Raw genomic sequence first — 23,266 nt, forward strand, 5'->3', positions numbered from 1 at the left:
AACAACGGCCCCACCCACAGCGACAGGATCGTGCAGGACGCTCAGGAGTCCCACACCCCACCGCTCTCGCCCGCTTCGGGCGGAACATCACTTGTACGGCGAATAGCGCGCCAGGTCATTTAGAGATCGTTTATCTGGGCTCGGCAGGATGTGAAGTGTCGAGAAGGATCCTGCGCAGGAGACGGTATGGCCAAGTTGTATCTGGAGAAGCTCAAGTGCGTCACCACCGAGGGCTGGAGCGGCTTCGATGAACGGAGGCTGGTCGTCCAGGATCGCGGCACCGTGTGGAACGGCAGGGTGCTGGGAGACCGGATGTTCACCGTCAAGTACGACTGCGACTTCACGGGGACGATTGCCGTCTGCCTCGGGGAGGCCGGCGCCTCGGGCGGGGACGGCGGGCTCGGGCAGCAGTGGATCACGGACACTCCTGGCGAACGCAGCCTGCGCTTCAGGGCGGAGGGCGCCGAGTACCGGCTGCTGTACGCGGTGGAGTAGGCAACTCGCCCCAGTAGCCGGCAAGTAGACGCCCGCCGGCCCCGGATGGGGTTCTCTGGCATACAGAACGCAAGACGCCCTCGTCGTCCGACGGGGGCTTCTTCGTCTCCGCACGGAACCGCCTTCCTCTCGCCTCCGCCACAGGCGTCCCCGCCGCCCGACCGCGCGCCGCAACCGCCACGACGGCTCTCCCTACGCCACCTCCTCACCCGTTCGACGGCGGCCGCGCGCCACGCCACCGCTCTCCACCGACGATGGGCGAGGGACTACGCGATGGGCAGCCCAGCTGTGCACCGCGCACGGTCCGCCGGAGCCGACCGGCGCAGCGCCGGCACCGGCCGCCTGCACCCCATCTGCCCGGAGGTCACCGTGGGTCACGCCGTGGGCGACGTACTCGGCCTGGCCGCCGGTGTCGCGGTCAGCCCGCTGCCCATCGTGGCGATCATCCTCATCCTGGCCACCCCACGCGGACGTCTCAACGGCCTCCTCTTCGCCCTCGGCTGGATCCTGGGACTGGCGGCACTGGGAACGATCATGCTGGCCGTGGGCGGCTCGGGCAGCGCCTCCGACCACAAGCACCCCGCCACCTGGGTAGGAGCCCTCAAACTCGCCCTCGGCCTGCTGCTGGCACTCCTCGGCGCCCGGCAATGGCGCCACCGCCCCACCGACCCCTCCCAGGCACAGCTCCCGAAGTGGATGGCCGCGATCGACCGCTTCACCCCACCCAAGACCCTCGGACTGGGCGTGGCGCTGTCGGCGGCCAACGCCAAGAACGCTCCCCTCACCCTCGCCGCGGGTGCGTCCATCAGCGCGGCCGGAATCCCCGTGCCCCAGCAGGCCGGAACCCTCGCCGTCTTCGTGCTCGTCGCCTCGGTCGGGGTCCTCGCACCGCTGGCCGTCTACCTGTTCATGGGAGAGCGGGCCCAGCACGTCCTCGGCAACTGGCGAAACTGGGCCGCCCAGCACAACGCCGCCGTGATGGCCGCCCTCTCCTTCGTCCTCGGCCTCAAACTGCTCGGCGACGGCATCAGCATCCTCGCCTCCTGACGACCGCCGTCGCGCACCCGCTCCCTCCCATGGCGGTCCCGACACACAGGAGGGACAGTGGGATGAGGGGCCGAGGGAGACGGAATGATCATGGATCGTTACCCGCCCATCGCAGATCACGGCCTCGTAGGCGACCTGCAGACGGCCGCCCTGGTCTCGTCCCAGGGGGTCGTCGACTGGTTCGCGGCCCCCCGGTTCGACTCGCCCAGCGTCTTCGCCGCCCTGCTCGACCACGACCGCGGCGGCTACTTCCTGTTCGCGCCGGAGAGCCGGAACACCGTCTGCAAGCAGCTCTACTACCCCGACACCGCCGTCCTGGTCACGCGGTTCATGTCACCGGACGGCGTCGGCGAGGTCTTCGACTGCATGCCACCGGACCGCACCGGCACGCCCACCGACAGGCACGTACTGATCCGCGGCGTGCGGGCGGTACGCGGCACGGTGCACTTCACCCTGGAGTGCCGCCCGCGCTTCGACTACGGCCGGGCCACCCACCGACTCGACCTGCAGGGCAGCACCGCCACGTTCCAGGCACCGGACATCACCGCCCATCTGCAGAGCACCTTCCCGCTCCAGCAGGACGGCACGGACATACGGGGCGAGGTGACCTTGCGGCCGGGGGAGTTGGCCGCGGCGGCGTTCACCGTCGGCGGGCCCGAGGACGGCCCCCCACCGCCGGTCACCCCGGACCGGACGATGGAGCAGTTCTGGGACGTGGTGAATTTCTGGCAGGACTGGGTGCACTCCTCCCGGTACCACGGCCGGTGGCCCGGTGTGGTGCACCGCTCCGCCATCACGCTCAAGCTGCTCACCTACGCACCCACGGGTGCTCCCGTCGCCGCCGCCACCATGGGTCTGCCCGAGCAGATCGGTGGCGAACGCAACTGGGACTACCGCTACACCTGGGTCCGCGACGGCTCCCTGTCCGTGCGTGCCCTGCTCGACCTGGGGTTCGCCGAGGAGGCGGCGCAGTTCACGCGCTGGATGGGCGACCGCCTCCAGGCCCGGGAGGGCGCCGACGGCGAACCGTTGCAGATCATGTACCGCGTCGACGGAGACCCCGAGCTGTCGGAGGAGGTGCTCTCGCACTTCGAGGGCTATCGGGGTTCCGCACCGGTGCGCGCGGGCAACGCGGCCGCCGACCAGCTGCAGCTGGACATCTACGGAGAGGCGCTCTATGCCCTGTCGGAGGGGCAGGAGGCCGCCATGGGCGGCAGCTACCACGGCTGGAAGAACGTCGCGCGGACGCTGGACTGGCTGGCCGATTCCTGGGATCGCCCCGACGAGGGCATCTGGGAGACCCGTGGCGGGCGCCAGGACTTCACCTTCAGCCGGGTGATGGCCTGGGTGGCCTTTGACCGGGGGCTGCGCCTGGCGAGAGAGCACAGCCGCCCCGCAGACGCCCCTCGTTGGACCGCGGCCCGCGACGCGATCCTCGAACAGGTGATGGAGCGAGGCTGGGACGAGAAGGAGCAGACCCTCGTCCAGCACTACGGCAGCGACGTCCTCGACGCCTCGCTGCTGCTGGTCCCACGCGTCGGGTTCCTGGCCCCCAGGACGCTGAGCTGGCTGTCGACCCTGGACGCGATGGAGCGCACGCTGGTCTCGGACAGCCTGGTCTACCGCTACGACCCCGCCGCCTCCCCGGACGGTCTGCGCGGCGCCGAAGGCACCTTCAGCCTCTGCACCTTCCTCTACGTGGACGCTCTGGCCCGCGCCGGACGCATCCGCCCGGCACGCTACGCCTTCGAGAAGATGCAGACCTATGCCAACCACGTCGGCCTGTTCGCCGAGGAGATCGGCCCCAGCGGCGAGCAGCTGGGCAACTTCCCGCAGGCATTCACCCACCTGTCGCTGATCATGGCAGCCACCACCCTCGACGACGCCCTCGACCGGCAGCGCGACTGACCACCACCAAGGCCGCCGAGCCGCTCAGCCGCCCGTGGCGAAGCCGGGGAAGAGCGTCATGCCGCCGTCCACGTAGAGCGTGGTGCCCACCACGTAGTCCATCAGGTCCGAGGCGAGCCCGACCACCGCGCGGGCGATGTCCTCCGGATCACCGACGCGACCGTAGGGAATCAGCTGCAACAGGTCCTTCTCGGCATCGGGAGTGTCCCAGGCACTGCGGTTGATGGGCGTCCTGATGGCACCCGGAGCGACCGCGTTGACCCTGATCTTGTGAGGGGCCAGTTCCTGGGCGAGCGTCTCCATCATCATCTGCACGCCGCCCTTGGAGGCCGCGTAGTTGACGTGACCGGCCCAGGGGATGAGCTGGTGCACCGAGCTCATACAGATGATCTTTCCGGCCGATCGCGACACCTCGGGAACGACCCCCCGCCGCAGGAATTCCTTGGTCACCTCCCGCGCGCACAGGAACTGGCCCGTGAGGTTGACGTCCAGGACCTTCTGCCACTGCGCCGCCGTCATCTCGGTGAACGCGGCGTCTCGCTGCAGGCCGGCGTTGGCCACCAGGATGTCCACGGTCCCGAATTCCTGAACCATCCGTTGGGTCATCGCGACGACCTGGTCCTCCTGGGACACATCGGCCTCGTACGCCGCCGCGCGCACTCCGAACCCCGAAATCTCCTCGGCCACCCGCTCCGCCGCCTCGCGCCCGGCGACGTAGTTCACGACCACGTCGGCCCCGGCGCGCCCCAGGCCGATGGCCGTCGCCTTGCCGATACCCGAGTTCGCGCCGGTGACCAGAGCCGTCTGGCCCTTGAGCAGCTGCGCGGGAATGACGCCCTGAGGGGCACCCTGAGTGACGCTCACGCCGGTTCTCCTCCTCGATCGGCCGGTCTCACGACCTCAGGTGAGTCCGGCGACTCCTGACGCCACGGAACCATCCGAAAGCCCAAGCCACACGCCGGACATGGGCAGATTGCGCCGGCCGGACGACCCGACCAGGGCCCCGCCTTTCCCGAAATGCGGACGATGTGCGCCCGGGATAGGCTGTCTGGCAGCAAGGTCAGGCTCTCTGAGCGGTTTCACCCGCCGGTCGCCTATACGCGAAAATCAATTCTTTCTGCGGCGACCCGACGAACGCGGTCCGCCCCCTCGCAGTCCGCGGAGGATGGGCGACGGCCACCTCTCTTCTCGCCGGCCGTCTCGCGCCTTGCACGCCGAAACGGCGCCAGCATCCGGGCCCGCAGCACGCAGCCTCTGTGGAGGTCGGGATGAGAGTTGTCGTTGATCTTTCCCGATGTGAAGGGTACGCGCAGTGCGCCTTCCTGGCTCCGGACGCGTTCCGGATGCACGGCGAGGAAGCGCTGATGTACGACCCGAATCCCGACGACGCCCAGCGCGACCGGGTGCAGCGCGCCGCGGCCGCCTGCCCGGTCCAAGCGATTCTGGTCGACCAGTTGGAGGGCCGGGACGCGGCGGCGGAGGCGACGCCGTCATGACCAGCGCCGACAACCTGCAAGCGTTCCGGCGCGATGGCCGCATCGTGGTCGTGGGGGCGTCACTGGCGGGACTGCGGGCCGCGGAAGCGCTGCGCGACGAGGGATTCACCGGATCGTTGACCATGATCGGCGACGAGTTGGGCGAGCCCTACGACCGGCCCCCGCTGTCCAAACAGGTACTGAACGGGTGGGTGCCGGCTGCGAACACCAAGCTGCCGCGACGCCGTGACATCGACGCGGAGTGGCTGCTGGGCGTGCCCGCCGGCGGACTGGACCTGGCGACCAACCACGTGCGACTGGCCGACGGACGCGAGGTTCCCTTCGACCGGGTGCTGATCTCCACCGGAGTTCGGGCCCGGCCCTGGTTCGTCGAGAGCGAGGCGGCCCTGGACGGCGTGTACATCGTGCGGACGCGCGAACACGCCGAGGCCCTGCAACGAGCCCTCGCCGCCGGCCCCTCCCGGGTCCTGGTCATCGGCGCCGGATTCACCGGCTCCGAGATCGCTTCCATCTGCCGCGAACGCGACATCCCGGTGACCGTCGCCGAACTCGCGCCCGCCCCGCTGGTCGGGGCACTGGGCGCCATGATCGGCGAGGTCGCGGCGGACATGCAACGCGCCAACGGCGTCGACCTGCGCTGCGGAGTCAAGGTCACCCAGCTCGAGGGCGACGCACAGGGGCGCCTTCGCCGCGCACACTTCGACGACGGCAGCACGATCGACGCCGACGTGGCGGTGGTGGCACTCGGCGGCATCCGCAACACCGAGTGGCTGCGGGACTCGGGACTGGCGGCGGGCATGTGGGGAATCGCCTGCGACACCGGCTGCCGCGCCCTCGACCTCAACGGCCTGATCACCGACGACATCTTCGCCGCCGGAGACGTCGCACGCTGCCCGAATCCGATCTACGAGTACCGGCTCATCTCGCTGGAACACTGGGCCAACGCCGTGGAACAGGCCGAGGTCGCGGCGCACAACATGGTCAGCGGCCAAGCGGATCGCTGGCCCCACCTGACCCTCCCGCTGTTCTGGTCGATTCAGTTCGGCGTCAACATCAAGTCCGTGGGCGTGCCGACCTTCGCCGACGAGGTGGTCGTCACCCAGGGATCGGTGCCCGACCACCGCTTCGTCGCCGCATACGGCTACCGGGGCCGCGTCACCGCGGCAGTGAGCTTCAACAATGCGAAGTGGCTGGACCACTACCGGCGGCTCATCGAGACGGCCGCGCCCTTCCCCCCGCCGTGCCCCGCACCCGACCAGCCCGCCGACATGAAGCCGGTGCCCGTCGACTTCCCCGGCCCCACCCTGCTCGCCCAGGGCGCCACCGTGGTCGTCACCGGTCATGACCCCAGTGAGCGGCGCGTCACGGCCGCGTTCTACCAGCACCGGTAGGAGGGAAACCGAGATGACCACCACCCAGGCGTCCGACATGCTGCGCCGGATCCTCGACTACTCCTCCCGGGCCGACCCCTACCCGCTCTATGCCGAGCTGCGCAAGACGCCGGTCGCCCGGCAGGAGGACGGCAGCTACGTCATCAGCACCTATCGCGAGATCACGGACCTGCTCCACAACCCGCACCTGAGCTCGGACACCCGCAATCTCTCCCGCCCGGCGCCCGGGGTCGCGTCACAGGCCGAGCCGTCGTTCATCAACGTCGACCCACCCGAACACGACCGCCTGCGGCGACTGGCGATGCGTCATTTCGGCCCCCCGCACACCCCAAGGCTGGTGACGGGCATGGAAGACGCCCTGACCGCCACGGTCAGCGGCCTGATCGACGACTGCGCGGGCAAGGAGCAGATCGACCTCGTCGACGACGTCGCCTACCCCTTCCCCGTCGCCGTGATCTGCCACCTGCTCGGCGTGCCGCGCGAGGACGAACCGAGGTTCCACCACTGGGTGGACGACCTCATCAACTCGATCGACTACAACCCCGAGACCGACCCGAAGGAAAAACTCGACAAGGGCGTACAGGCCCGCAAAGACCTTCGCCAGTACCTCAGCGGACTGCTGGAGCAACGCCACGGGAAGCCGGGCGACGACCTGTTGACACGCCTGGCCAACGACGACGGACCCGACGGCCGGATGACCGACGAGGAAATCGTCTCGACCGCCAACCTGCTGCTGATCGCCGGCCACGAGACCACCGTCAACCTCATCACCAACGGCATGCTGACGCTGCTGCGCCATCCGCAGATACTGCAACGACTGCGCGACGAACCGGACTTGATCGTGCCGCTGGTCGAGGAACTGCTGCGCTACGAGCCTCCCGTGCACATCATTCCCTGGCGGGCGGCATACAGCGACATCACCGTGGCCGACACCGTCATCCCCAAGGGCTCGCAGATCATGCTGATGTTGGCCTCGGGCAGCCGCGATCCGAACCACTTCCACGACCCCGACCGCTTCGACCCTGATCGACGCGACAACCAGCACCTCGGTTTCGGCAGCGGCATCCACCTGTGCTTCGGCGGCCCCCTGGCCCGAAGGGAAACCCAGATCGCACTGAGCCAACTGGTACACCGCCTCGACCGTCCCAGGCTCGTCGCCGACCCACCCCCGTACCGACGCAGCCCCGTGCTCCGCGGACCGATCCATCTGCACATCAGGCAGGGCGACGGTTAGCGCGGCAGCCGAGGCCGGGGGACCGCGGCCTGGCCAGGCAGAGCACCCGGCCAGGCCGCGGCGGCGGGCCGTTTCGTCAGCACCTCGCCCCTTGGGCGAGGAGGCCCCGCCCAAGTAGTCGGGGCGGGATCCCCCGGGTTCCCGAAGGGCGGACGCGCTGCTCGCCAGGCGCCGGCAAGAGGCCGAATATCCGATGTCGCGCGGTGGTCCAGGCACGGGGCCGAGGACCGCGCCGGGTGCGCCGGTCAGGGACAGCCATCCGGCGGCGCACGACGGCGACTGCCCCAAGGCCGGCGACCAGGCATAACTCCCCCTCATCACGCTAGTTTTGACGGGGTCACAGAAAATGTGGTCCGTTGGTGAAGGGAAAGGGTTTTCTGCAGTGCGTGTGAGATTGAGGGACCGGTTGCGGTACTGGTTCGACGGCACGATGGACCGGGGGACGCCGGCCCTGATCGGCTGGCTGGGCCTGGCCTCGGTCGCCCTGATCGCGGTGGTGACCGTCCTGGTGGCCGTGTTCACCGACTCGGACACCGAGGCCAACGGCGGTTGGCCGGGCGTGGCTTGGATGAGTCTGCTGCGGACGCTCGACCCCGGGACGATGGGCGGGGACACCGGCGGACCGGTGTTCCTGGGGCTGATGCTGACGGTGACGATCGGCGGGATCTTCATCGTCAGTGCCCTCATCGGTGTGCTGACCACCGGCCTGGACGCCAGGATCCAGGCACTGCGCAAGGGCAAGTCGCGGCTGATCGAGCAGGGGCACACCGTCGTGCTGGGCTGGTCGGAGCAGGTCTTCACGGTCATCGCGGAACTGGTGGAGGCCAACCAGAGCGAACGGCGCTCCTGCGTGGTGATCCTCGCCGACCGCGACAAGGTCGCGATGGAGCACGAGATCCGCCGGCGGATCCCGGAGACCGGCCGCACACGGGTGATCTGCCGCTCCGGCAATCCCCTGCAGCGGACGGACCTGGAGCTGGTGAGCCTGGACGCGGCCAAGTCCGTCATGGTGCTGCCCTCGGTCGGGAACGACAGCGACACCGACGTCATCAAGGTGCTGCTGCTCCTCAACGGCCGCCGCTGGAAGGGCGCCCGCCCCAACATCGTGGCGGCCGTGCAGAGTTCCCCCAACCTGGCGGCGGCCCGGCTGGCCGCGGGCGAGGACGCGCTGGTGATCGACGCCGACGACATCGCGGTACGCCTGATCGTGCAGTCGCACCGGCAATCCGGCCTGTCCACCGTCTTCGGCGAACTGCTCAGCTTCGTCGGCAACGAGTTCTACCCGTACCCCGCGACCGCACTGGCCGGCACCACCTACGGGGAAGCGCTCAACCGGTTCGACCTCGGCATCCCCGTCGGCCTGCGCAAGGCCGACGGAGAGCCCCTGATCAACCCCCCGATGGACACCGCCATCGGCCGCGGGGACCAGGTACTCGTGGTCGCCGAGGACGACACCCTCATCCGGCTCGCCGACTCCCGCCCGGCGATCGTCGAGACGGCGATCGCCGAACCCGCCAGCCCGCCGCCGACCCCCGACCGCACCCTCGTCATCGGCTGGAACTGCCGCGGCGCAAAGATCGTCAGGCTGCTGGACCGCCTGGTGGAGACCGGTTCGTCGCTCGACATCGCGGCCTCCCGACGCCCCGACGAGGACTTCGGGGTGCAGCTGGAGAACCTGACGGTCGGATACAAGCCCTGCACGCCGACCCTCCGGCCGTCCCTGGAGTCCCTGGGCCTGGACCGCTACCGCAACATCATCGTCCTCACCGACGACACCGACCCCGAACGCGCCGACGACCGCACCCTGGTGACCCTGCTCCACCTGCGCGACATCGCCCTGCTGACCAACTGCCCGTACTCCATCGTCACCGAGATGCACAGTGACGCCAACCGCGAGATCGCCCAGGTCACCAAGGCCGACGACTTCATCGTCAGCACCAAGATCATCAGCATGCTGCTGACCCAGCTCACCGAGGACCGCCACCTCCACACCGTCTTCACCGACCTCTTCGACCCGGAAGGATCGGAGATCTACCTCAAGCCGGCCACCGGCTACCTCACCCCGGGCACCCCGGCGAACTTCGCCACCGTCATCGAGGTGGCCCGGCAACGCGGAGAGACCGCCATCGGCTACCGCCTCGCCCGACACAGCGACGAACCCCCGGCCTACGGGGTCATCCTCAACCCCGCCAAGACCGCACCCCTGTCGTTGGGCGAGGGCGACACCATCGTGGTCCTCGCAGAGGACGGCCGAGTGACGGCGAACGCGCCTGAACCGAGGGACGAGTCCAGCAGCGCCGCATCGGCGCAACTGACGCCGTAGAACAGGCGGGATCGTCCAGCGGTCCTCGCGGAGAAGACCCACAGCGGGCCCGACACCAACTGCCGGGCCCGCAAACATAGTTCACATCGGAAACTCAGTGCCGCGATCAACGGGCCATGGCCGCCTCGAACGGATCCCGTCGTCGGGCGGTATCCATGCTGTGGCCCGCGATCGGCACGCTCCTCGGGCCGCTGCGTTCGGGGGCGGTGGACCTGACAATGACGGGGCTTGCCAGGTCGGCGTCCCGTCATTGCAGAAATCGCCCCGACGTCTCACTCGTGCCGCTCCAAGCGCGGGGCCTGGTGGGGCGCCCGGGAGTGGAAGCCGGCCAGGAAGAAGGGCGGCTGCGATCAGGTCATGACGGTGAGTCGGTCAGGCCGGTGGGAACCTGCCATTCGCGGCGGCGGCCCTTGTTGGTCAGCAGCAGTCCCTCCTTGAAGATCAGCAACCCCAGCTGGCTCGCCACCTTCGCGGCGGGCGGCAGCGTGTCGCCCGCCTTGCCGTACCCGAAGCCGGGCAATGCGGCAGCGCCCAGCCCGAGTTGGGTGAGGCTGTCCGCGGGGGGCACCTTGACGACGTCGGCGGACTTGTCGCCGGTCAGGCGCCGGATCAGCGTGGGCCCCACTCCCGGCGGGACCGGCAACACCTCGCGGATGAAGTCCAGGACGCCCTTCGTCAGTACGGTGCCGGCTTCCGAAGGACGCTGCTGCCGGGTGAGGACGATGTCCCACAAGGCCGAGCCGTCATCGAACGTGGCGGCGTTGAGCTGCTCGTGGACACCCAGGACATGGCCGATCACCCGCCAGATGTGGAAGTAGGCGTCCCGGTCCTCGGGCAGCAGCTCGACGCCCAGCTTGGCGAGGCCGCTCGGGATCACCACGGAGAAGCTCATCAGCGTGCCGGCCAGGTCCTCCTGGTTGACCGGCACCCCCAACCTGGCGGCATCCCAGTCGCCGAGCTGGGACACGTGGTAGCGCATGGTGGCGTGCAGCAGGCGGATCTTCTGGGCCGAACGAAGCCCGCGACCGCTCGGCCCCAGGCCGTCGTTGTCGAGGACGTCCACGACGAACTGCGAGGTCTCCGCCAGCCGTCGGTACACCCCGGAGGTGAGGCGCTGGGAGCGGACGAGCACTTCGGCCCCGTTGCCGCAGGTGTAGCAGAGCGGGAGCGAGCCGCAGAGCAGAATCGCGGTGATCAACGGCTGGTATCGGCCGAGCAGTTCGTGACCGCGTTCCATCTGCGCTCGATCCGCCCAGGACGGCAGTACGGCAGACTCCTCGAAGTACTGCTGGAGCTTGGGCGACAGTCCGGCCGGCACGGCGTCGCCGTTCCGGCCGAAACCGAGCAGCGTCTGCCGCACCTGCTCCTGCTGTCCCAGCTCGTACGTCTCGGCGATGGCGGCGTCCCCGAGCGGGTCGCCGTTGGTGCGCATCTGGTCGAGCAGTTGATCCGTCCAGCCGTCGGCAGCCATGTGGTCCTCCGTCGAGGTTGCAGGGACACGTACACGTATCACCGCACTCCGAGCCAGGCGGCAGCCTCAACCGAACGAGGGCGCGTCGCCCGCATCCACCGCGCGGCCGCTCTGCGAACCTCACGCACTGCGGCAGCGGAGCCTCAGCGGAAGGGCACACCAGGAACGCATGGAGGGTCCGGCGAAGACCGCCGGCCGCTCGGGGTCCGCTGCCGCGGTGGGCCAGGAGGTGCCGGGTCACGTGATCCGCCTGCCTGGGCGCGGACCCGGCAGCGAACAGACGGGGCCTTCGCGAGATCGTGGGCGGGGCCGACGTCGGCTGATGCGGCAACTAGGTCGGGAGGCGGTCCTCCGGGACGTGGAAGCAGTCGTGGAATGCCTGGCGGCCCGGTTCCGTCAGTGCCAGGGCGCGGCCCGTGCCGATTCTGGTGACCCAGCCCGCGTCCAGGGCGTGGGAGCAGATCGCGGCTCCGACGGCGCCGCCGAGGTGGGGGCGGCGCTCGGTCCAGTCCAGGCAGGAGCGCACCGGCGGGCGCCGGGTGGTGGCGGGTAGTGCGATGCCGTGCTCGGTGAGGTGGGCCGCTCCTGCGGGAGTGAGCCGTGGTTCCGGTTCCCAGGTGATCAGGCCACCCGCGACCAAGGCGTCCGTGACGGCCAGGCCGAGGGTGCCCGCGAGGTGGTCGTAGCAGAGCCGGGCGCGGGCCAGGGCCCGCGCCCGGCCGGTGGCGCCCAGTGACGCGGGCCGGGTGGGGCGGCGCGGGGCGAGTTCGGCCAGGCTCTCGATCAGCGCCGTCACTTTGGGGCCTGCGAGCCGCAGATAGCGGTGGCGGCCGTGCCGTTCCTCGGCCAGGAGGCCGCCGCTCACCAGCAGGTTCAGGTGCTCGGTGGCCGTCGAGGGCGCCACCCCGGCATGCCGGGCCAGCTCGCGCGCCGTCCAGGCCCGGCCGTCCAGCAGGGCCAGGCAGATGTCGGCGCGGGTGTCCTCCGCGAGCAGCCGCGCCACTGCGGCGAGGTCGACGCCGACGTCGTGGTGTGTCCTGTCCGGCCTGCTCGGTCTGTCAGCCGCCATGCCCCCGAGTATCCCGGAGGGTCGGTTCGGCCGGCACCGAACCGACGGCGTTCTACGCTCCCCGCCCTGAACCGCCCCCCCGTACCGCCCTCCGAAGGAGCACGAACGCCCGATGGTGCGACTCATCACCCGGTACCTGCGACGCTGCACGGTTCCCGGTGCCCACGCCGCCAGCCCGCTGGCCCCGCCCGCGGACGCTGCTCTCGCCATGGCCCGCACGCCCTCGCCCGCACCAGACCTGCCAAGCAGGCCCGCGCCGGAGCTCGTCCTCACCGACGCACCCGGTCCCTCCGCCACGGCGGTGATCTCGGACGCCCTGGACCGCTTCAACACCGGCATCACCGGCATCGACGACCGCCTTCCGCTGGCCGTCCTGGTTCGCGCCCCCGGCACCCGCCGCATCCTCGGCGGCCTGACCGGCCGGACCTCCCTCGGCCTGCTGTTCATCGACCTCTTCCACCTGCCGCCCGAGCTGCGTGGCTCGGGCCTGGGCAGCGCGATCCTGCGCCGGGCCGAGGAGGAGGGGCGGGCGCGGGGCTGCCGGTCCGCCGTCCTGTACACCATCAGCTTCCAGGCGCCCGGATTCTATGAACGCAACGGCTGGCGCCGCATGGGGGAGGTGCCGTGCATGCCGGCCGGCACCAGCCGGGTCTTCATGACCAAGGAACTCTGAGGCCTCATGCCCCGGGGCCGCGGCGGACTGTTGACCGGGGACGTATGCAGACGTCCTCGTTCACCTCAGCGGTTTCAGCCGGATCAGCCGGAATGGGCCGGATCGGCCGGATCAGCCGGGCGGGAACGGCGAAGGGGCGAGGGCGAGTTCGCGGAGCAGCTCGACCGCGCGGGGCCAACGGCCGTACCCGGCGGCGGGGTTGAGGTGGCTCACCGGACCGACGTTCACCAGCCCCTCGTGGCCGAAGCCGCCGGTCATGGTAGTGCGGCCTATCGGCTTGCGGTGTACGGTGATCCGCCAACTGCCGCTCCAGGAGGGGGCGGTGGGTCGTACCTCGCCGTGCTCCTCGGCGGCGGTGCCGTCGTCCACGGTCAGCCATGAGCACGCATGGTGGCTGGTGAGGCCGCGGCCCCGGGCCGTCGGCCTGGGGGCGGTACCGCCCTGCTCCCTCACCCCCACCACACCCGGAGGGCTCCATGAGAACCGTCAAATCCGTCACGCGTGGAATACCCGCGCTGCTCGCCACCGCCGCGCTGCTGGCCGTGGCGGTTCCCGGAGCCGCCGCCGCTCCGGACACCGTTCCCGCCTCGGCGCCCACCGCGTTGACGGGCAAGGGGCTCGCGGCCTCGTGGACCGGTCCGCTCAGCACCCGGGGCCGGTACATCGTCGGCGCCAACGGCGACCGCTTCAAGCTCAAGTCCGGCAACTGGGCGGGCGCCCAGGGGACGTACCAGGGGAGCGGCGACGTCAACGACGTGGCGAACCACCAGGCGCACCAGAAGTCGAACAACATCCCGCTCGGCCTGGACCGGACCCCGATCCGCCAGATCATGGCCGACTTCCACAGTCTCGGCATCAACAGCGTCCGGCTGCCGTTCGCCAACGCGCTGGTGCACGACAAGACCGTGGTGCCGGACCCCGCGGTCGCGGCCAACCCGCAGCTCAAGGGCAAGACGCCACTGGAAGTGTTCGACGCCGTCGTCGAGGCGCTGACCGCCGACGGCTTCGCGGTGATCCTCAACAACCACACCACCAGCTACCGCTTCTGCTGCGGCCTGGACGGCAACGAGCGCTGGAACAGCGGACAGTCGACCCAACAGTGGATCGACGACTGGGTGTTCATGGCCAAGCGCTACCAGGCCAACAAGCGCGTGGTCGGTGCCGACCTGCGCAACGAGGTCCGCCGGGACACCTGGGACGACGCCAACTGGGGCTGGGGCGACGCCCACGACGAGTACACCGCCTTCGAGCAGGCCGGGAACAAGATCCTCCAGGCCGACCCGGACCTGCTGATCATCATGGAGGGCATCAACTGGCAGGGCATCCCCGCAGCCCCCTTCCCCCACCAGCGTCCGGACCTCAAACCGGTCCGCACCCTCTCCCACACACTGATCGACTCGAACAAGCTGGTCTACGCCGTGCACTTCTACGGCTACACCGGCCCGGCCAACACCGGTGCGGGCAGCGGCCCGGGATCAACCGACGATCCGCGCTACGAGGACTTCACCCCCGACCAGCTCGCCCAAGTCGTGAACAACGAGGGGCTGTTCGTCACCGAGGAGGGGAAGCACTTCACCGCCCCGGTGTGGGTCAGCGAGTTCGGTGCCGCCGGGCGCGGCTCCACCGACGCCAAGGAGAAGGCCTGGTTCAAGAACTTCACCGACATCCTGGTGAAGAACGACACCGACTTCGCCCAGTGGCCGCTGGTGGGCTGGAGCGACGACAAGGGCACGCCGAACGACAACTGGGCGCTGATCTCCTACGATGCGTCCGGAAAGAGGACCGGCGTCGAGGACGACGGCGACTGGCGGGCCACCGACTGGAACAAGCTGGTCAACGCCCCCGCCAAGAGCGGCCCCATCGCCCCGGTCAACCACTGGAACACCGTCTACATCGACCACGGAGACTGGAACCTCTCCCGCACCATGCTCGCCAAGGCGGACTGGAGCCCGGGCAACTCCAAGGGCAACTGCCCCGACACCGAGCGCCTGATCGGACTCAGCCACAGCCACGGCCGCGGCCTGTGCACCGACGTCGCCGAGCCGCTCAAGGCGACGGGTGTCTGGGAGATGGTCGACGACGAGCGCTACGTCCAGCAGGGCGACTGGGCCAACGGCTACAACAAGCTCCAGTGCCCGGTCAACAGCTTCGCGGTCGGGTACAGCATGAACGGCCCCGCCATGGTCTCCCTGCTCTGCGCCCCTTCCGCCACCCCGCTGCCCACCAAGGGCCGCAGCGTGTGGTTCGACCAGGGCGACAACCGCCCCACCACCGGCGGCGCCAAGGGCAGTGACTGGGCCGAGAACGACTACAAGGGCCAGTGCGCCGACAACGAGTACGTCGCCGGCGTCGCCATGACCTGGAAGTCGCTCCAGCAGGGCCGCCCCGACGCCCTGTTGTGCCGCCCCCTCACCTGATCCAACCCACACCGACCGACCAGGTGGCGCTACCCCGCCAACACTGCGGCCGACGCGTTCCACCTCCCCACCGAGCGCGCGGAGGTGGAACGCGTCGCGGCCACACGGCTCTCGCCGCGAGGGAACACGTCAGCCAGGTCCATACCGTCGCCAAGGGCATGGACATCGACGCCGGCCAGGCCGCGCCAGGGCTTGCCCACCCAAGCCCGCTGAACCTGCCCTTGTCACCGGTTCCGGTGCCGGCGGGCTGAGTTCTCCACCACCTCGGGCCGCGACGCGACGTCCATCGATGTGCCCTACGAGGCCCGTCCGGCTCGCGTCGGCCGGGCCCGGATCGATCCGCCCGTTGCCGACGTCGTCCGCAACCGTTTAACAGACCGCAGCAGCCTGAGAATTCACCAACGTCGTCCGTCAGGACGCACGTCATCAGAGGAGCGCAGTGAAGATCTCCAGTGCATTTGCATCCTCCTTGGACGCACCCGCCCACATCGCTGCCGCCGAGCGGCTCGGCTACAAGCGCGCGTGGCTCTACGACACTCCGCACCAGAGTCCCGATGTGTGGATGCTGCTGGCTCTCGCCGCGGAACGCACCGAACGCATCGGCCTCGGGCCAGGAGTGCTGGTACCGACACTCCGCCATCCCATGGTCAACGCGGCGGGGGCCGCCGGTCTGGCCGCACTCGCCCCGGGAAGGACCGCCGTCGCCTTCGGAACCGGTTTCACCAGCGCACGCGCCATGGGAGCGAAACCCGCCACCTGGGCATATCTCCGTGAATACCTCACCGCGTTCCGGGGCCTGCTCGCGGGGGAGACGGTGGAATGGCAAGGCGCCCGCCTCCGCATGATGCACCCGTCCGGCCATGCCCCCGAGCGCCCGATCGCGATCCCGATCGCCATCTCGGCCACGGGGCCCAAGGGACTCGCCGTCGCCCGTGAGCTGGGCGACGGGCTCTTCTCCGTCAACGAGGAAACGTCGGGCGCCCGGGACTTCTCCTGGGCGGCGCTGACCGTTCACGGCACGGTACTGGCCGAGGGCGAGGCGCTGAACTCGCCGCACGTCATGGCCGCGGCGGGCCCGGGGAACGCACTCGCGTACCACTTCCTCCACGAAGCCGGCCACGACGTGCGCAGCATGCCTGGCGGCGAGCAGTGGTTGCAGTCGATCGAGCGCACCGATCCGCAGGAGAGCCATCTGGCCGTTCACGCACAGCACTTGGTCGGGCTGAACGAGGCCGACCGCGCCGCCTGGCGGGCCGGGAGCTGGCAGGCGGTTCCGCGTACGACGTTCACGGGAACCCGCGAAGAGGTTCGGCAGCGTCTTGCCGAGGTCGCCGAAGCAGGCGTGACCGAGCTGATCTACCAGCCCAGCGGACCCGACATCCCCGCCGAGCTCGAGCAATTCCTTGAGGCCGCCGCAGGGCTGTGACCACGTCCCCACCGTTCAGCGGGGCCGGCACCAAGAGTCCGTGAGCAGATTGCCCGGCCCAAGGCAGTGCCTCCGGGAGCCTGTCGTGATCGCAGATCCGGCCGGGTAACGGGCAGCACCTGCGGCACGACGTGCGCCCACCGCACTGTGTCTGCTGGGCCCCACTCGTTGGAGGAACGGGCGGGGCAGTCGGCGCAGCGCCGCCGACGACCATCCGGTGTGTGTGCACATCATTTCTGCGGGCCGGTATCACGCGACAGATGAGGACGAGCCGTGCGACGTGGACTGATCGTGGTGGATGTGCAGAAGGACTTCTGCGAGGGCGGCAGCGTCCCGGTGAAGGGCGGCGCGGACCGCGCGGCGGCCATCGCCGAACTGGCGCGGCGTTCGGCGGGCAGCACGTACGCGTATGTGGTCGCCACGCGCGACCACCACATCGACCCGGGCGGGCATTTCTCCGACCGCCCGGACTTCTCGAACTCGTTCCCGGTCCACTGCGTGGTCGGAAGCGAGGGCAGCGAATTCCACCCCGACTTCGCGCCCGTCACCGCGGACGGCACCGTCGACGAGGTGTTCTACAAGGGCGCCCACTCGGCCTCGAAGAGCGGCTTCGAAGGCTCGACCGAGGGCGGAGCCCCGCTCGCCGACTGGCTGCACGACCGCAAGATCACAGCGGTCGACGTCGTGGGCATCGCCACCGACCACTGCGTGAAGGCCACCGCACTGGACGGCATCCGTGCCGGCTTCGCCGTCCGCGTCCTGCTCGATTACACCGCCGGAGTCGCTCCCGGCACCACCCGCGCGGCCGTCGACGAGATGAGGCATGCGGGCGTGCAGCTGACCGGCCATCCGGTCGTCCTCTCCTGATCGACGAACACCGCCTCCCGCCTGGCATGTACGGCCAAGCCCGCCTCGCACTGTGGGCCGATCCGAACGCCCCTGTCGTCGCCGATACGACGGCATCAGCACGCCGCGCGCCCGCGGCCCGGTCGGCGGCCGATCGCCTTGGTGACCACCGTGTCCCAGGACGGGACGGCGAACCTGGTGCCCCTGCGAGGCTCGGCCACAGCGGTGGCTACGGGCTTCCGCTGCCTCAGGGCTGGATGACGATCCGGCCGCGCAGCTTCTTCTCCGCCACCGCGCGATAGGCGTCCGGGCCGTGGTCGAGGTCGAAGGCCTGCGCGACGGGGAGCGGCCTGAACTGGCCGCGCTCGAAGTGGGGGCTGATCCGCCTGAGGCGCTCGGCGGAGGCTGTCACGTCCAGTTTGCGGCTGTCGGCGCCCAGCATCCGCAGTTCGCGGTGGTAGAAGTCCCGAAGGTCGATCTCGGCGGTGGAGGTGCCGATGGCGCTGATGACGACCAGACGTCCGCGGTGGGCGAGGGACGCGACCGCGGACGGCGTGGTGACGCCCCCCACGGCGTCGTAGACGACATCGGCGCCCCGGTCGCCGGTGATGCGCCGGATCTCGGCGGGGACATCGGTGGCGTCGTCGAAGGGCACGAACTCGTCGATGACCTCGGCCGCGGGGGTACCGGCCGCCGGGGCGTGGGGGGCGACGCCCACGATGCGCCGGGCACCGATGGCACGGGCGATCTGCGCGACGGCTCCGCCCACGCCTCCTGAGACGCCGAAGACCGCGATGGTCTCGCCTGCGGCGAGTCCGGCGGTCTCGATCGCACCGAGCCAGCCGACCACGAAGTTCACGCCGACCGTCGCCGCCTCGGCGAAGTCCAGGATTCCGGGTTTGCGGGCCAGGGCACCGACGGGCAGGGCGATGCGTTCTGCGTGCGAGCCGTCGAGGCTGAACCCGACGTCGCCCCCGGTGCCCCACACCTCGGCACCGACCCAGTCGTCGGGTCCCTCCAGGACGATGCCCGCGAAGTCACGGCCGGGAACGCGGGGGAGGACCGTGTCCTCCATGCGGCCCGACACGGCCATCACGTCCGAGGGGTTGACCGAGGCGGCCTTGACGGCAACGACCGCCATGCCGTCACCGGCGACCGGGTCCGCGACCTCAGCGACACTCAGCACCTCGGGGCCGCCGAATCGCTCGAAGCGTAGCGCGCGCATGCTCGCTGTCCTCTCTGGGTGTGGGAAGAGATCCGCTGGTCAGTGGGGGAGGGAGAAGCGTGTGTCGGTGTCGATGTCCACATCGAGCGCGTTGATCATCAAGGCCAGCCCGCTCCACCGGCCGATGATCATCAGCACTTCCAACAGCTGCTCGTCGTCGAGCGCCTCGCGCACCCGGTCCAGCGTGGCGGGTGCCAGGGTCGCGGTGGTGACCAGTTCGGTGGTCATCTCCAGCACGGCCAGCTCAGCCGGGCCGAACTCGCCCTCGGCGAGCCGGCCGTCGGCGGCCAGGGCGTCGCGTTGCCGAGATCCGATACCGCAGTCCTCGGCCAGGTGCGTGTGCTGCGCGATCTCGTAGGGACAGTGCATCAGGTGCCCGACGCGCAGGATGACCAGCTCACGCAGGCGTGCCGGCACCACCGTGCTGGTCAGGGCGGCGCGGCCGGCGAGCATCCACCCGGCGAAGGGCTCGCCCGCGTGCGCCAGGGCCCGGTAGACGTTCAGGTTGCCGCGCTCGGCGACCAGGCCGCGGACCTGGTCGGACATGCTGGTGCAGTACGAGATGCGGGTCACGAGGAGGTCTCCAGCCGGGCGTCGTGATCGATGTCCGGATCGACTGCGTTCAGGACGATCGCGAGCCCGTAGTACAGGCTGACCAGGAGCAGCAGTTCACTCAGCTCCGGCTCGTCGAGCACGGTGCGGGCCGCCGCGAAGGTCTCCTGCGTGACGGTGCCGGTCGTGCAGAGTTCGCTGACGAAGGCCAGCACGGTGCTCTCCGGCTCGGTGAAGCCGGTAACCGGTCCCTCGGCACTGAGCGCGCTGATCTCCGCCGGGCTGATCCCGGCTCTTCGGCCCACAGAGGTGTGCTGGGCGATCTGGTAGGCGCAGCGCTGGAGATGGGCGGTCCGCAGGACCACCAGTTCGCGGAGCCGCGGGCCGAAAGTGCGGCTGCCGAGTTGGGCGTCGACCATCGCGCTCCAGCCGTCGAACACCTTCGGAGCGCCTGCGAGGAGGCGGAAGACGTTCAACTCACCGTGCCGGCGCATGAAGTCACGGGCGGCAGGACTGACCGACTCGACGGGGGTGAGCGGGATGCGGGACACCGTCAGCGCTCCTTTCTGGCCAGCACGAACGTCCCCTCCACCACCTGGAACGACTCGTCCATGCAAGTGCCGTCCGGGGCGGTTTCTCCCGCGTCGTGCTCGACGAAATCCACCACCAGCGACCGCCTGACGCCGAAGACCGCATCCCGTTCCACATAGGGGTCGTCCCTGCGGACCAGCATGGTGATCAGTGGCTCGAAACCCTCGGCATGCAACCAGAAGTGCACATGCTCCGGGCGCATCGGCGACCGGTTCGCGGCACGCAGGATCTCCCCGCACGGCCCGTCGGTCGGGACCGGGTAGTACCGCGGGGCCACCGACCGGTACCAGAACCGCCCCTCGTCGTCAGTGGTCAGCAAGGCGCGCATGGCCAGCTGACCGTGCAGCTTGTCCGGCATCTGCACGTCGTAGAGGCCCTCCCCGTCGCTGTGCCAGGTGTCCACCTTGGCGCCGGCCACAGGGTTGCCGTCCGGGTCGAGCACCTGGCCGTTGAAGAACAGCGGGGGCCCGTCGACCTCACCGGAGATGTCCGATCCGTTCTTCGCCGTCGGCCGGCCCTCGACGTAGAAGGGGCCCAGCAGCGTCGAATCCGTCGCCGACCCACCACCTGGATGGTGAATCAGGTCCACCAGGACACTCAGGCCCAGAATGTCGGACAGCAGCACGAACTCCTGCCGGGTCGGAGTGCAGGTCTTGCCCACACGCTCAAGGAAATCCATCACCTTGAACCACTCCTCACCGGTCAGCCGCACCTCCCGCGTGAAGTCGTGCAGGTGCTGCACCAGACGAACGAGCAGTTCCTTGACGCGCTCATCCTCTGCGCCTTCGAAAGTCTTCTGCACCACCTCGGTGATCGAGGCCGCGGTCAGATCGATGGACATCGCATCTCTCCTGTCGCTCAAGTGCCGCCCCGCGCAGGACCATCTTGCGCCGCCTGCGGAACTCGTCCAACGACCCGATGAGACAACTACCGCTGTTCGCTCGACAGCGATCGAGAACCTCCGCCAGCTGGCGCAATGCGCCCCGTCACCGAAGAGGTGGCCTCTGGTCGCCTATGCGAGGTCTGCTCCGGGGGACCGCTCACGCCGGATTTCGGAGGAGTGCTTCGCTGGTGTGATGAGCCGGAGGTTTCGTGGTTGCCGAAAGTGAACCGGCAGAGTGCGGCGGTTGTCGGCGAATCCTGGAACCAGGTGCACGTTCGGATGTTCCCGCGCCACACCACCGGAGTGCCCGGTTGCGGGTGAGTCAGGACCAGCAGATCACGATACTGGCACCATGAGGACGTCTTCGGGGAGCGGTCTCGAAGAGGGCGCCCCTGCTTGCCAGTTCGACCTGATCCGGAAATCCTGCGTGCGTCTTGTGCGTCAGGGAAGGGCGTTTGTGTGCCTCCCCCTCTGTTCTGCTGAGCTGCAAGGGGGCTTGCCTGTCCTCTTCGTGTCTTTCTCGACGCACTGCGCTTGTATCGGACCTGTGAAAAAGCCGGTGGGCAGCGCGAGTTCGGTGCGATCGTCGTCGCGCTTCCGGTGAACTCCTGGCGGGAGGCGCACCGACGGCCTCGCGTGCCCTCCGCAGTGCAGGTCCGATGCGATCCACGACATGCGAGCGTACGGCTGACCGAATAAACTCCGTTCTGTCGCCAGGTCCCATACTGGATCACCTCAAGAGATCCGCAGCAATTCTGTGCACGAGGGTGGACATATGTCAGCGAGTGATCGGTCGGACTGCAACGAATTCTCCGACGATGGCGCGAGGAAATTGCCACCCACGGCCCGATATTCCCGCCGTGGATTCCTGGAACTCTCGGCGGCTGGAGCCGCCACGGCCGGTATGGGTGCCTATGTCACCCTCGGGGCGTCGAGGCCCTCGGATGCAGCCACACCGTCATCAGCTGAGAAAGAAGAGCTCGTAGACCAGGCGACGCCGGCTCGTTATTTCGTCCGGCGGGAAAACGGTTCGTACGAGATGAAATGGGGTCCGGTCGGCGCCGCCGCAGTCTCCGGCGATCCGAGCCTGCGATACGGGGACACCATCCCGAATGACCGGTCCTATATCCACAATCGGGCAAAGCCGCCCGCCATCGGCGTCAAGACGTGGCGGCTCAGGCTTACCGGAGACGCACTCACCCGCCCCCGGTCGTTCACGTACGCCGAACTGTCGGCAATGCCTCAGGTGACACTGCGACGCACCCTCGACTGCGGTGCGAACTGCGCGTCCTTCTTCCCCAAGCTCCCGCCCTCGGGAGCCGGCCATCAATGGCTGCCGGAAGGCTTCACCCAGTGGCACTTCGGTGCGGTGACCGCGGCTGAGTGGACGGGAGTACGAGTCAAAGACGTACTTGCCGCAGCCGGGGCCCACGGTGCGGTCGAGGTGAAGTTCATCGGACTCGACGAGATATCCAGTCCCGGTGATCCGGGCGGAACAGTCCACTACTCACAGGTCGTTCGCGCCGAGGAGGCTCTCAAGGACGACACGCTGCTGGTGTACCGCATGAACGGGACTGCTCTGTCAGCCGACCACGGGTATCCGGTACGCGTCTTGTTCTCCGGCTGGGGCGGCAACCACATGGTCAAATGGCTGGGGGAGATCCAGGCATCGAAGCGAAGCATTCCGATAACGGGTCCAGCGAAAAACCAGGTGCTCGTCGGTCCGGACTACCCCACCCCGGTCCGCCCCACAGTCGCTCCCGTCCGCAGTGCCGTCGAGCACGACCCCGAACGCACCCTCATGCCGGGAAACCACACGCTGTACGGTCGTGCTTGGTCCGGCACCGGGTCCGTCGATCGAGTCGACGTCACCGTGGAGCAACTCCTCAGGCCACAAACGTGGACCACTGTGATTCCGTGGCGTGAGGCGAAGCTCCTCAGTACGCCCGAACCCCTCATGTGGGTTCGTTTCGCGCTGCCGTGGCAGAACGTGCGGCCGGGGTACTACCGGATCATGACGCGCGCCAAGGACACGGCCGGCAACATCCAGCCTCGCCCCGAGGACGTCGTGTGGAACCAACACGGGCTGGGGTACAACGGACACCATCCCCTGGAGCTGATCGTTCTCCCGACCGGCGACATGCCGTAGCCCCGCGCGCGTCCGCCGCCGGCCCTCCGCCCAGCCGTGCAAGGCCGCTCCCTGCGCAGGCTCTGTCGTC

At 69.3% G+C, this 23,266-nt stretch carries 20 protein-coding genes; 12 read left to right on the forward strand and 8 right to left on the reverse strand.

All coding sequences use genetic code 11. The features are described 5' to 3' along the window. Nucleotides 1-186 precede the first annotated feature (186 nt). The 3 genes from ACIQE0_RS24330 to ACIQE0_RS24340 all read left to right on the forward strand — a co-directional run bounded on the left by ACIQE0_RS24330 (nucleotide 187) and on the right by ACIQE0_RS24340 (nucleotide 3,450). Complete coding sequence (locus ACIQE0_RS24330; protein WP_366329752.1) at nucleotides 187-495, forward strand: hypothetical protein; 309 nt, start codon at nucleotides 187-189, stop codon at nucleotides 493-495. Nucleotides 496-768: 273 nt separating this feature from the next. Beyond that, entirely contained in the window at nucleotides 769-1,542 is a 774-nt protein-coding gene (locus tag ACIQE0_RS24335) for a GAP family protein (protein WP_366329753.1), read from the forward strand. A gap of 90 nt (nucleotides 1,543-1,632) precedes the next feature. After that, complete coding sequence (locus ACIQE0_RS24340; RefSeq protein WP_402336113.1) at nucleotides 1,633-3,450, forward strand: glycoside hydrolase family 15 protein; 1,818 nt, start codon at nucleotides 1,633-1,635, stop codon at nucleotides 3,448-3,450. A 24-nt stretch (nucleotides 3,451-3,474) separates the two neighbouring features. Here ACIQE0_RS24340 and ACIQE0_RS24345 read toward each other — a convergent pair whose 3' ends face one another. Beyond that, nucleotides 3,475-4,314: an SDR family oxidoreductase gene (locus ACIQE0_RS24345; RefSeq protein WP_366329754.1), complete on the reverse strand. Its 840-nt coding sequence runs from the start codon at nucleotides 4,312-4,314 to the stop codon at nucleotides 3,475-3,477. A 404-nt stretch (nucleotides 4,315-4,718) separates the two neighbouring features. Between ACIQE0_RS24345 and ACIQE0_RS24350 the strand changes: the two genes are divergently transcribed. From ACIQE0_RS24350 to ACIQE0_RS24365, 4 genes are all read left to right on the forward strand, one after another. Further along, nucleotides 4,719-4,946, forward strand: coding sequence for a ferredoxin (locus ACIQE0_RS24350; RefSeq protein ID WP_366329755.1), 228 nt, complete (start codon nucleotides 4,719-4,721; stop codon nucleotides 4,944-4,946). Beyond that, on the forward strand, nucleotides 4,943-6,337 hold the full coding sequence (locus ACIQE0_RS24355) for an NAD(P)/FAD-dependent oxidoreductase (protein ID WP_402335807.1): 1,395 nt from the start codon (nucleotides 4,943-4,945) through the stop codon (nucleotides 6,335-6,337). Before ACIQE0_RS24350 ends, ACIQE0_RS24355 begins: the two co-directional genes overlap by 4 nt. 13 nt (nucleotides 6,338-6,350) lie before the next feature. Next, nucleotides 6,351-7,571, forward strand: coding sequence for a cytochrome P450 (locus tag ACIQE0_RS24360; RefSeq protein WP_402335810.1), 1,221 nt, complete (start codon nucleotides 6,351-6,353; stop codon nucleotides 7,569-7,571). A 388-nt stretch (nucleotides 7,572-7,959) separates the two neighbouring features. After that, entirely contained in the window at nucleotides 7,960-9,894 is a 1,935-nt protein-coding gene (locus ACIQE0_RS24365) for a potassium transporter TrkA (protein ID WP_402335812.1), read from the forward strand. Nucleotides 9,895-10,249: 355 nt separating this feature from the next. Here ACIQE0_RS24365 and ACIQE0_RS24370 read toward each other — a convergent pair whose 3' ends face one another. Both ACIQE0_RS24370 and ACIQE0_RS24375 read right to left on the reverse strand, forming a co-directional pair. Next, complete coding sequence (locus tag ACIQE0_RS24370; RefSeq protein WP_366329759.1) at nucleotides 10,250-11,365, reverse strand: oxygenase MpaB family protein; 1,116 nt, start codon at nucleotides 11,363-11,365, stop codon at nucleotides 10,250-10,252. A gap of 331 nt (nucleotides 11,366-11,696) precedes the next feature. Further along, a complete protein-coding gene (locus ACIQE0_RS24375; protein WP_402335815.1) occupies nucleotides 11,697-12,434 on the reverse strand; it encodes an ArsR/SmtB family transcription factor in 738 nt (245 codons plus the stop codon). 112 nt (nucleotides 12,435-12,546) lie between these two features. Between ACIQE0_RS24375 and ACIQE0_RS24380 the strand changes: the two genes are divergently transcribed. Then, a complete protein-coding gene (locus ACIQE0_RS24380) occupies nucleotides 12,547-13,107 on the forward strand; it encodes a GNAT family N-acetyltransferase (protein WP_402335818.1) in 561 nt (186 codons plus the stop codon). A gap of 111 nt (nucleotides 13,108-13,218) precedes the next feature. Here ACIQE0_RS24380 and ACIQE0_RS24385 read toward each other — a convergent pair whose 3' ends face one another. Next, complete coding sequence (locus ACIQE0_RS24385; protein WP_402335821.1) at nucleotides 13,219-13,569, reverse strand: glycoside hydrolase family 36 N-terminal domain-containing protein; 351 nt, start codon at nucleotides 13,567-13,569, stop codon at nucleotides 13,219-13,221. 14 nt (nucleotides 13,570-13,583) lie between these two features. Between ACIQE0_RS24385 and ACIQE0_RS24390 the strand changes: the two genes are divergently transcribed. The 3 genes from ACIQE0_RS24390 to ACIQE0_RS24400 all read left to right on the forward strand — a co-directional run bounded on the left by ACIQE0_RS24390 (nucleotide 13,584) and on the right by ACIQE0_RS24400 (nucleotide 17,817). Then, nucleotides 13,584-15,524 carry a glycoside hydrolase family 5 protein gene (locus tag ACIQE0_RS24390; RefSeq protein WP_402335824.1) on the forward strand — a complete coding sequence of 647 codons (1,941 nt, stop codon included), beginning with the start codon at nucleotides 13,584-13,586 and terminating at the stop codon, nucleotides 15,522-15,524. Nucleotides 15,525-15,993: 469 nt separating this feature from the next. Further along, a complete protein-coding gene (locus ACIQE0_RS24395) occupies nucleotides 15,994-16,950 on the forward strand; it encodes an LLM class flavin-dependent oxidoreductase (protein WP_402335827.1) in 957 nt (318 codons plus the stop codon). A gap of 273 nt (nucleotides 16,951-17,223) precedes the next feature. Continuing rightward, complete coding sequence (locus tag ACIQE0_RS24400; RefSeq protein ID WP_402335830.1) at nucleotides 17,224-17,817, forward strand: isochorismatase family protein; 594 nt, start codon at nucleotides 17,224-17,226, stop codon at nucleotides 17,815-17,817. A 226-nt stretch (nucleotides 17,818-18,043) separates the two neighbouring features. Here ACIQE0_RS24400 and ACIQE0_RS24405 read toward each other — a convergent pair whose 3' ends face one another. From ACIQE0_RS24405 to ACIQE0_RS24420, 4 genes are read right to left on the reverse strand one after another with little or no spacing between them, the layout of a single operon-like run. Further along, on the reverse strand, nucleotides 18,044-19,021 hold the full coding sequence (locus ACIQE0_RS24405; protein WP_366329766.1) for a zinc-binding alcohol dehydrogenase family protein: 978 nt from the start codon (nucleotides 19,019-19,021) through the stop codon (nucleotides 18,044-18,046). Between the two features lie 39 nt (nucleotides 19,022-19,060). Beyond that, nucleotides 19,061-19,594 carry a carboxymuconolactone decarboxylase family protein gene (locus ACIQE0_RS24410; protein WP_402335834.1) on the reverse strand — a complete coding sequence of 178 codons (534 nt, stop codon included), beginning with the start codon at nucleotides 19,592-19,594 and terminating at the stop codon, nucleotides 19,061-19,063. Next, nucleotides 19,591-20,124, reverse strand: a complete 534-nt coding sequence (locus tag ACIQE0_RS24415) for a carboxymuconolactone decarboxylase family protein (protein WP_402335837.1) — start codon at nucleotides 20,122-20,124, stop codon at nucleotides 19,591-19,593. The genes ACIQE0_RS24410 and ACIQE0_RS24415 overlap by 4 nt, the downstream gene beginning before the upstream one ends. 2 nt (nucleotides 20,125-20,126) lie before the next feature. Further along, nucleotides 20,127-21,005, reverse strand: a complete 879-nt coding sequence (locus tag ACIQE0_RS24420) for a dioxygenase (protein WP_402335840.1) — start codon at nucleotides 21,003-21,005, stop codon at nucleotides 20,127-20,129. A gap of 817 nt (nucleotides 21,006-21,822) precedes the next feature. On the opposite strand from ACIQE0_RS24420, the gene ACIQE0_RS24425 reads away from it, so the two are divergent. After that, the gene (locus ACIQE0_RS24425) at nucleotides 21,823-23,196 is read left to right on the forward strand and encodes a molybdopterin-dependent oxidoreductase (protein WP_402335842.1); all 1,374 of its coding nucleotides are present in this window, start codon (nucleotides 21,823-21,825) and stop codon (nucleotides 23,194-23,196) included. Nucleotides 23,197-23,266: the final 70 nt, after the last annotated feature.

The sequence above is a fragment of the Streptomyces sp. NPDC093097 genome, assembly GCF_044754325.1.
In the GTDB taxonomy this organism is placed as follows: domain Bacteria; phylum Actinomycetota; class Actinomycetes; order Streptomycetales; family Streptomycetaceae; genus Streptomyces.

Bases quoted from the DNA above. Each gene is read 5' to 3' on its own strand.
- ACIQE0_RS24330 (WP_366329752.1), top strand. From the start codon at position 187: ATGGCCAAGTTGTATCTGGAGAAGCTCAAGTGCGTCACCACCGAGGGC.
- ACIQE0_RS24335 (WP_366329753.1), top strand. From the start codon at position 769: ATGGGCAGCCCAGCTGTGCACCGCGCACGGTCCGCCGGAGCCGACCGG.
- ACIQE0_RS24340 (WP_402336113.1), top strand. From the start codon at position 1,633: ATGGATCGTTACCCGCCCATCGCAGATCACGGCCTCGTAGGCGACCTG.
- ACIQE0_RS24350 (WP_366329755.1), top strand. From the start codon at position 4,719: ATGAGAGTTGTCGTTGATCTTTCCCGATGTGAAGGGTACGCGCAGTGC.
- ACIQE0_RS24355 (WP_402335807.1), top strand. From the start codon at position 4,943: ATGACCAGCGCCGACAACCTGCAAGCGTTCCGGCGCGATGGCCGCATC.
- ACIQE0_RS24360 (WP_402335810.1), top strand. From the start codon at position 6,351: ATGACCACCACCCAGGCGTCCGACATGCTGCGCCGGATCCTCGACTAC.
- ACIQE0_RS24370 (WP_366329759.1), bottom strand. From the start codon at position 11,365: ATGGCTGCCGACGGCTGGACGGATCAACTGCTCGACCAGATGCGCACC.
- ACIQE0_RS24375 (WP_402335815.1), bottom strand. From the start codon at position 12,434: ATGGCGGCTGACAGACCGAGCAGGCCGGACAGGACACACCACGACGTC.
- ACIQE0_RS24380 (WP_402335818.1), top strand. From the start codon at position 12,547: ATGGTGCGACTCATCACCCGGTACCTGCGACGCTGCACGGTTCCCGGT.
- ACIQE0_RS24390 (WP_402335824.1), top strand. From the start codon at position 13,584: ATGAGAACCGTCAAATCCGTCACGCGTGGAATACCCGCGCTGCTCGCC.
- ACIQE0_RS24405 (WP_366329766.1), bottom strand. From the start codon at position 19,021: ATGCGCGCGCTACGCTTCGAGCGATTCGGCGGCCCCGAGGTGCTGAGT.
- ACIQE0_RS24420 (WP_402335840.1), bottom strand. From the start codon at position 21,005: ATGTCCATCGATCTGACCGCGGCCTCGATCACCGAGGTGGTGCAGAAG.
- ACIQE0_RS24425 (WP_402335842.1), top strand. From the start codon at position 21,823: ATGTCAGCGAGTGATCGGTCGGACTGCAACGAATTCTCCGACGATGGC.